Origin of the sequence: Streptomyces sp. UNOB3_S3 (genome assembly GCF_020740895.1) — a bacterium.
Taxonomy (GTDB): domain Bacteria; phylum Actinomycetota; class Actinomycetes; order Streptomycetales; family Streptomycetaceae; genus Streptomyces.
The window spans coordinates 1-7,710 of the sequence record NZ_JAILXP010000343.1 but is presented as its reverse complement, the minus strand read 5'-3'; the positions used below and the strand labels follow the sequence as shown (position 1 = coordinate 7,710).

The 7,710-nt window shown below is 73.0% G+C and carries 6 protein-coding genes; 4 read left to right on the top strand and 2 right to left on the bottom strand.

Features of this window, described 5'->3' with window-relative positions; all coding sequences use genetic code 11:
- The coding region (locus K6I33_RS28115; RefSeq protein WP_229357345.1) for a tetratricopeptide repeat protein at positions 1–1,960 on the top strand (1,960 nt) is incomplete at its 5' end.
- A gap of 73 nt (positions 1,961–2,033) precedes the next feature.
- Positions 2,034–3,683, top strand: coding sequence for a DNA repair helicase XPB (locus K6I33_RS28110; RefSeq protein WP_229357344.1), 1,650 nt, complete (start codon positions 2,034–2,036; stop codon positions 3,681–3,683).
- 6 nt (positions 3,684–3,689) lie between these two features.
- Here the strand turns inward: K6I33_RS28110 and K6I33_RS36105 are convergent, their stop codons facing one another.
- The gene (locus K6I33_RS36105; RefSeq protein ID WP_275126790.1) at positions 3,690–3,815 is read right to left on the bottom strand and encodes a hypothetical protein; all 126 of its coding nucleotides are present in this window, start codon (positions 3,813–3,815) and stop codon (positions 3,690–3,692) included.
- Positions 3,816–4,133: 318 nt separating this feature from the next.
- Here K6I33_RS36105 and K6I33_RS28105 point away from each other — a divergent pair, with 318 nt between their 5' ends.
- Positions 4,134–6,197 (top strand): ATP-binding domain-containing protein, encoded by a 2,064-nt coding sequence (locus tag K6I33_RS28105; RefSeq protein WP_229357346.1) that lies wholly within the window; start codon positions 4,134–4,136, stop codon positions 6,195–6,197.
- Positions 6,198–6,254: 57 nt separating this feature from the next.
- On the opposite strand, the gene K6I33_RS28100 is transcribed toward K6I33_RS28105, so the two are convergent.
- Entirely contained in the window at positions 6,255–6,953 is a 699-nt protein-coding gene (locus K6I33_RS28100; protein ID WP_229357343.1) for a copper homeostasis protein CutC, read from the bottom strand.
- An 81-nt stretch (positions 6,954–7,034) separates the two neighbouring features.
- Here K6I33_RS28100 and K6I33_RS28095 point away from each other — a divergent pair, with 81 nt between their 5' ends.
- A complete protein-coding gene (locus K6I33_RS28095; RefSeq protein ID WP_229357342.1) occupies positions 7,035–7,685 on the top strand; it encodes a hypothetical protein in 651 nt (216 codons plus the stop codon).
- The last annotated feature ends 25 nt before the right edge of the window (positions 7,686–7,710 follow it).

Here is a 7,710-nt window from a genome sequence, read left to right as displayed (position 1 = left end):
GCTCCCCGCCGACCCGCGCGTCCCCGTCCTCGTCACCTCCCGGCACACCCTCGCCGGACTCGGCGCCCGCCTGCTCGACCTGTCCGAGCTGGACGCCACGTCCGCCGTGGACCTGCTGCGCAAGGCCCTGCGCGAGGCACGGGGCCCCGGCGACACCCGCGTCGCCGACGAGCCCGCGGCGGCCGCCGGACTCGCGGAGCTCTGCGGCAGGCTCCCCCTTGCCCTGCGGATCGTCGCCGCCCTCCTCGCCGATCTGCCCGGTCGGCCCCTGTCCTCGATGGCCGACGCCCTCGCCGACAGCCGCCGTCGGCTGGAGCGGCTGGCCCGCGAGGACGTCACCGTCCGCGCGGTCTTCGGCCTCTCCTACGCACACCTGCGCCCCGAGCAGGCCCGCCTCTTCCGCCTGCTCCCGCTCAATCCCGGCCCCGGCCTGTCGACCGACGCCGCCGTCCACCTCGCCGGCGCCGACCCGGACACCGTGGAGGAACTGCTCCAGACACTGGCGCGCGGCCATCTGATCGAGCCGGGTGCCGTGTACGGGCGCTGGCGGCTGCACGACCTGATGCGGTTGTACGCGGCCGAACAGGGCAGGGCGCACGCCGAGGAGGACGCCCCGGACAAGGCCCTCGAACGGCTCTTCCGGTACTACGTGGACACCGCCTCCGCCGCCTCCGGCTGGCTGAAACCCGCCGCCGGGGCCGGACCCGAGCCGCGCTTCACCACCAGGAGACGGGCCGTGGCCTGGCTCGACGCCGAGCGCGAGAACCTTGTCGCCACCGCACGGGCGGCCCTTGACCTTGGCTGCCCCCAGGCGTCGCTGAGCGTGTTCGAGGCGCTCACCGAATACCTGTCCCTGCGCCGCCACTTCGATGACTGGCTGCTGCTGAGCGCCGCTGCCCTCCGGGCGGCCGTGGACCTCGACCGGCCGCTCGCCCAGGCGGTGGTGCTGAGCAACACCAGCATTCCGCTCCGCCACCTGAGGCGGTTCGACGAGGCCGTCAAGATTCTCGAACTGGCGACGGCCCTCTACCGGAGGACCGAGCACCGCGACGGTCAAGGCGATGCCCTGAACAACCTTGGTGTCGTGCTGTGGGAGACGTACCGTTTCGATGAGGCGCTCCCCGTTCTCGAAGCCGCTCTCGCCATCCACCGGGACACCGGGAACCTCCGCGGCGAGGGCAACGCGCTCACCAATCTCGGCCTGGTCCTTCAGGACCTGCGGCGCTTCGACGAGGCCATTGAGGTGTGCCGCAAGGACGTCGCGATATGCAGGGAGATCGGCGACCGGCGGGGGGAGGCGCTGGCCCTCAACGGCCTCGGCATGGCACTGCGGGAGGACGGCCGGCTCGACGAGGCGGCCGAGGCTTTCACCAAGGCGTGTGCTGCCTTCCGCGAACTCGACGACCGGCACGGCGAGGCGATGTCTCTCACCGGCCTCGGCGCTGTCCTCGCCCGCCAGGGCCGCTCCGAGGAAGCGATCGATGCCCAGATCCGGGCAGTCGAGATCTTCCGCCTCTTCCGTGCCCCGCACGACGAGGCCACGGCCCTGAACAACCTCGGGGTCGCCTTGCTCGCGGAGGGGCGCCCCGACGAGGCCGTCACCCCGCTGGAAGAAGCGGTCGCCGGCTACCGGCGCTTGGCCGACCGCCACGGCGAGGCCACGGCCCTGACCAACCTGGCCGCTGCCTTCAAACGCATCGGACGCCTGGTGGAGGCGGTCGACGTGTGCGCCAGGGCCGTCGCCCGCTACCGGGAGACGACCTACCGGTACAAGGAGGGCACAGCCCTGTTCAACCTCGCCGAGCTCCAGGACGAGGCCGGCCACCCTGAACAGGCCGGCGCCACCCTCGACGAAGCCATCGCCGCCTTCCGCGACACCGGCGCCCTTCCCTTCGGGCCGCTCCCGCGCTCCCTGGAGGAAATTCAACGCCTCCTGAGCCCGAACGGCGTCGTAGGGTGACGGCCCTCCATCCGCCGCCCCGGATGGGGGACACTGGAAGCTTCTCCCCGTGCGCGAAATGGAAGGCCGAGGCGTGACCGGACCCCTGATCGTCCAGAGCGACAAGACCCTGCTGCTGGAGGTGGACCACGAGCGTGCCGACGAGTGCCGGCGTGCCATCGCCGCCTTCGCGGAGCTGGAGCGCGCGCCCGAGCACATCCACACCTACCGGGTGACCCCGCTGGGGCTGTGGAACGCGCGGGCCGCCGGGCACGATGCCGAGCAGGTCGTCGACGCGCTCGTCACGTACTCCCGCTACCCCGTGCCGCACGCTCTGCTCGTCGACATCGCCGAGACCATGGCCCGCTACGGGCGGCTGAAGCTGCTCAAGCACCCCACGCACGGCCTGGTGCTGGAGACCACCGACCGGCCCGTGCTGGAGGAGATCCTCCGCTCGAAGAAGATCAAGCCGCTGGTGGGGGCCCGGATCGATCCGGACACCGTCGCCGTGCACCCCTCCGAGCGCGGCCAGATCAAGCAGACGCTGCTCAAGCTCGGCTGGCCCGCCGAGGACCTCGCCGGGTATGTGGACGGTGAGGCGCACCCCATCGAGCTGGCCGAGGACGGGTGGGCCCTGCGGCCGTACCAGCGGCAGGCCGTGGAGGGCTTCTGGCACGGCGGCTCGGGTGTGGTCGTGCTGCCCTGTGGTGCCGGCAAGACGCTCGTGGGCGCGGGTGCGATGGCCATGGCGAAGGCGACGACGCTGATCCTGGTCACCAACACCGTCTCCGCCCGCCAGTGGAAGCACGAGCTGGTCAAGCGCACCTCGCTGACCGAGGACGAGATCGGCGAGTACAGCGGTACGAGGAAGGAGATCCGCCCGGTCACCATCGCCACCTACCAGGTGCTGACGACCAGGCGGAAGGGCGTCTACCCGCATCTGGAGCTCTTCGACTCCCGCGACTGGGGCCTGGTCGTCTACGACGAGGTGCATCTGCTGCCGGCGCCCGTCTTCAAGTTCACCGCCGACCTCCAGGCCCGGCGGCGGCTCGGGCTGACCGCGACGCTGGTGCGCGAGGACGGGCGGGAGTCGGACGTCTTCTCCCTCATCGGGCCGAAGCGCTTCGACGCTCCCTGGAAGGAGATCGAGGCGCAGGGCTACATCGCCCCCGCCGACTGTGTCGAGGTGCGGGTCAACCTCACCGACTCCGAGCGGCTGGCGTACGCGACGGCCGAGACGGAGGAGAAGTACCGCTACTGCGCGACGACGGCCACCAAGCGGAAGGTCACGGAGGCCCTGGTGCGCAAGCACCGGGGGGAGCAGACGCTGGTCATCGGCCAGTACATCGACCAGCTGGACGAGCTGGGCGAGCACCTGGACGCGCCCGTGATCAAGGGCGAGACGACCAACGCCCAGCGCGAGAAGCTCTTCGACGCCTTCCGGGCGGGTGAGATCTCGGTGCTGGTCGTCTCCAAGGTCGCCAACTTCTCGATCGACCTGCCGGAGGCGACGGTCGCCATCCAGGTGTCGGGCACCTTCGGCTCCCGGCAGGAGGAGGCCCAGCGGCTGGGCCGGGTGCTGCGCCCGAAGGCGGACGGGCACGAGGCGCGCTTCTACTCGGTGGTCGCCCGGGACACGGTCGACCAGGACTTCGCGGCGCACCGCCAGCGGTTCCTGGCGGAGCAGGGGTACGCGTACCGGATCGTGGACGCGGACTCGCTGCTGGCGGGGGAGGACGCGTAGGCGCGGTCAGGCCCTGCGCTTGTCGGCGTACTCGCCGAGGACGACGACGCTGACGGCCGCGCCGGCGAAGACCTTGATGGCGCGCAGGGCGTCCGCGAAGGAGAACGAGGGAGTGACGGAAGTGGTGGTCATGTCTTCCATGATGGTTTCCGGAACGCTCCCGGGCGTCGGCCTGCCGGTGTAAACGCGCGGGTGGGGCCGTACGACCCCAGACCCATGGGGTGCCCTACCGGAGATGGACGGCGACCCTGAGCGACCCTGAGAAGGGGCAGGGGCGCGCGGAAAAATCATTCGCGCGCCCCTGGGACGACTGACTACAATCCACCCTTCCCGCCGCCTCCCGCGTCGCCTCGCGACGACGTTCCCGGGAGCGCCGCCGTCCGGACGGAAACCGGCGGCTTCCGCTCGTCCCGCCGTACGTCTGGAGGCTCCGCCGTGCCCGCGCACACCATGAACGCGAACGATCCCCTGGAGCGCGAGCGTGCCCATCTCGCCTCGTCCCGCGCCGCGTTGCGGGCGATGCAGGCCGATGTGGAGGCGCTCGACATCAAGGATGTCACCGCCAACTGGGTGAACGCCGCCGTTCTCGAACGGCAGATCGAGGAGCGTATCGCCGCCCTCGCCGATCTCGCCCACACCCCGCTCTTCTTCGGCCGGCTGGACTACCTGAGCGCGCCCGGGGCGGACCGGGCGGAGGGCGCGGAAGGGGAGAGGTTCTACATCGGGCGGCGGCACGTCCACGACGCCGACGGCGACCCGATGGTGATCGACTGGCGCGCGCCGGTCTCCCAGCCGTTCTACCGGGCCTCGAAGAAGGACCCGATGGACGTCGGGACGCGCCGCCGGTTCGGTTACACCGGCGGGGAGTTGACCGCCTACGAGGACGAGGACCTCACGGACGCGGCGGGCGGCGAGCAGGCGAGCCGGCTGCTCCAGACCGAGATCGAGCGGCCGCGCGTCGGCCCCATGCGGGACATCGTCGCGACCATCCAGCCCGAGCAGGACGAGATCGTCCGCGCCGGCATCGGCGGCACGGTGTGCGTCCAGGGGGCGCCGGGGACGGGGAAGACGGCCGTCGGGCTGCATCGTGTCGCGTATCTGCTCTACGCCCACCGCGAGCGTCTCGCCCGCACCGGCACGCTCGTCATCGGGCCGAACCGGTCCTTCCTCCGCTATATCGAGCAAGTGCTGCCCGCGCTGGGCGAGTTGAACGTCGCGCAGGCGACCGTCGACGACCTCGTCGGGCATGTGGAGGTGCGGGGTACGGACACGGCGGACGCCGCCCGTATCAAGGGCGACGCGCGCATGGCGGAGGTGCTGCGGAGGGCGGTCCGGGCCGGGGTGACGATGCCGGTGGAACCGGTGGTCGTGGTGCGCGGGTCGCGGCGCTGGCGGGTCCCGGCGTACGAGATCGAGGAGATGGTGCGGGAGTTGCTCGACCGCGACATCCGCTACGGCGCCGCGCGCGAGGCGCTGCCGCAGCGCATCGCGCACGCCGTGCTCGTCCGGATGGAGGAGGCCGGCGAGGCCCCCGACGACCGGGTGCAGGACGCGGTCGCGCGTACGGCGGCGGTGAAGGCGGCCGTCAAGTCCGTGTGGCCGGCCGTCGACCCGGCGAAGCTGGTGCTGCGGCTGCTGTCCGACCCGGAGTTCCTGGCGGAGCACGCGGCGGGGGTGCTGACGGAGGACGAGCGGCGGACCGTGCTGTGGGCCCGGCCGGCCCGGAGCGCACGGTCGGCGAAGTGGTCGGCGGCGGACGCGGTGCTGGTCGACGAGGCGATGGACCTCGTCGCGCGCACCCCGTCGCTGGGTCATGTGGTCCTGGACGAGGCGCAGGACCTCTCGCCCATGCAGTACCGCGCGGTGGGCCGCCGCTGTACGACCGGTTCGGCGACGATCCTCGGCGACCTCGCGCAGGGTACGACACCGTGGGCGACGGCGAGCTGGGCCGAGGCCCTGACCCACCTGGGCAAGCCGGAGGCGGCGGTGGAGGAGCTGACGCAGGGCTTCCGCGTGCCGCGCGAGGTCATCGCCTACGCGTCGCGGCTGCTGCCCGCGATCGCGCCGGGGCTGGCGGCGGCCACGTCCATGCGGGAGTCGCCGGGCGACTTCGCGGTACGGGGTGTCGGGGCGCACGAGGAACTGGACGCGGCGGTGGTCGCCGCCTGCCGCGAGGCGCTGGAGCGGGAGGGGTCCGTCGGCCTGATCGCGGCGGACGCGCGGGTGGGCGTGCTGGGGGAGGCGCTGACCGGTGCGGGGCTGCCGTACCTCGCCCCGGGCGAGGAGACGACGGAGGCGGCGCGGCTGACGCTCGTACCGGCGTCGTTGGCGAAGGGCCTGGAGTACGACTACGTGGTGCTGGACGAGCCCGCGGCGGTGGTGGCCGGGGAGCCCGACGAGCGGACCGGGCTGCGACGGCTGTACGTCGCGCTGACGCGGGCGGTGTCGGGGCTGACGGTGGTGCACGCGGAGGCGTTGCCGGGGGAGCTGGGGGTCCAGGCCCGGACGGGCTGAAATCAGCCCGTCCGGCGTTTGAGGACCGGGGTCCGGGGCGGAGCCCCGGAAACGGCGTCAGCCGTCCAGCGCCTCGCGCCACGCGCGCACCGCGTCCGCCGAGACCGGCGAGTCCCAGCCGGACGGGCGCGCCGCGCCGCCGATGTGGAAGGCGGTGATGCCCGCCGTCCGCAGCACCGGCACGTGCTTGAGCTTCAGCCCCCCGCCGACCATGATCCGCGGCTCGTAGCCGGGTTCGTCGGAGCGTGTCGCCTCCGTGAGGAGCGTGGCGAGGCCGTCGTCGACGCCGGAGGCGGAGCCGGCGGTGAGGTAGGTGTCGAGGCCGGGCTGGTCGGCGAGCTGTTTGCGGAGGGCGTCGCGGTCCGCCGCGCGGTCGATCGCGCGGTGGAAGGTCCAGCGGGCCCGGGGCCCGACCGCGTCGGCGAGGGCGGCCACCGCCGGGAGGTCGGCCCGGCCGTCGTCCGTCAGGAAGCCGAGGACGAACTCCTCCGCCCCCTCCGCCCGCAGCGCCCGCGCCGTGCCGCACAGGGCCTCCAGCGCCGCCGCGCCGCCCGCCGCGAAGCCGTCCGTGGCGCGCAGCATCACCCGTACGGGGATATCGACGGCGGCCCGTACGGCGGCGAAGGTCTCGCGGGCGGGGGTGAGGCCGTCGGCGGCCATGTCGCTGACCAGTTCGAGCCGGTCCGCACCTCCGGCCTGTGCGGCCGCCGCGTCCTCGGCGCCGAGCGCGATCACCTCAAGAATTGGTCTAGACATGTACTCAAGCCTGCCACACGCGCGGCCCGCGCATGCAGCCGTCCCCGCATTCGCCCCTCTTACGGGGCACATAATCGACTCATGGCAGCCACGAACCCCCACGAGGCCCTGCACGCCCGCTGGCGGGAGACCGTCGACCGGGTCCGCGCCGTCGCCGAGCCGGACCCCGGCCCGTACGCCGACGACCTCCTGGCGCGCTGGGGGGAGCCGCAGCGCCGCTACCACACGGTCGACCACCTCGCCGCCGTCCTCGGCCACCTCGACACGCTCGCCCCCCACGCCGACGACATCGAGACCGTCCGGCTCGCCGCCTGGTTCCACGACGCCGTCTACCGCCCCGACCGCTCCGAGAACGAGGAGCGCTCCGCCCACCTCGCCGAGCGCGCCCTGCCCGAGCTGGGCGTGGACCACGCCCGTACCGCCGAGGTCGCCCGCCTCGTACGGCTCACCGTCAGCCACGACCCCGGCCCCGGCGACCGCGACGGCGAGACGCTCTGCGACGCCGACCTCGCCGTCCTCGGCGGCACGCCCGGCGAGTACGCGCGCTACGCGGCGGCCGTCCGCGAGGAGTACGGCTTCGTGCCCGACGACCTCTTCCTCGAAGGCCGCGCCGCCGTGCTGCGCCAGCTGCTGGCCCTGCCCCGGCTGTTCCGCACACCGCTCGGCCACGACCGCTGGGAGCTGCTGGCACGCCGCAACCTCACCACCGAGCTGGAGCTGCTCACCGGCTGAGGAGGGAACGGGGAGGGAGGGGGAG

Excerpts from the sequence above, each read along its gene's own strand:
- K6I33_RS36105 (WP_275126790.1), bottom strand. The coding sequence starts at position 3,815 with ATGACCACCACTTCCGTCACTCCCTCGTTCTCCTTCGCGGACGCCCTG.
- K6I33_RS28105 (WP_229357346.1), top strand. The coding sequence starts at position 4,134 with ATGAACGCGAACGATCCCCTGGAGCGCGAGCGTGCCCATCTCGCCTCG.
- K6I33_RS28100 (WP_229357343.1), bottom strand. The coding sequence starts at position 6,953 with ATGTCTAGACCAATTCTTGAGGTGATCGCGCTCGGCGCCGAGGACGCG.
- K6I33_RS28095 (WP_229357342.1), top strand. The coding sequence starts at position 7,035 with ATGGCAGCCACGAACCCCCACGAGGCCCTGCACGCCCGCTGGCGGGAG.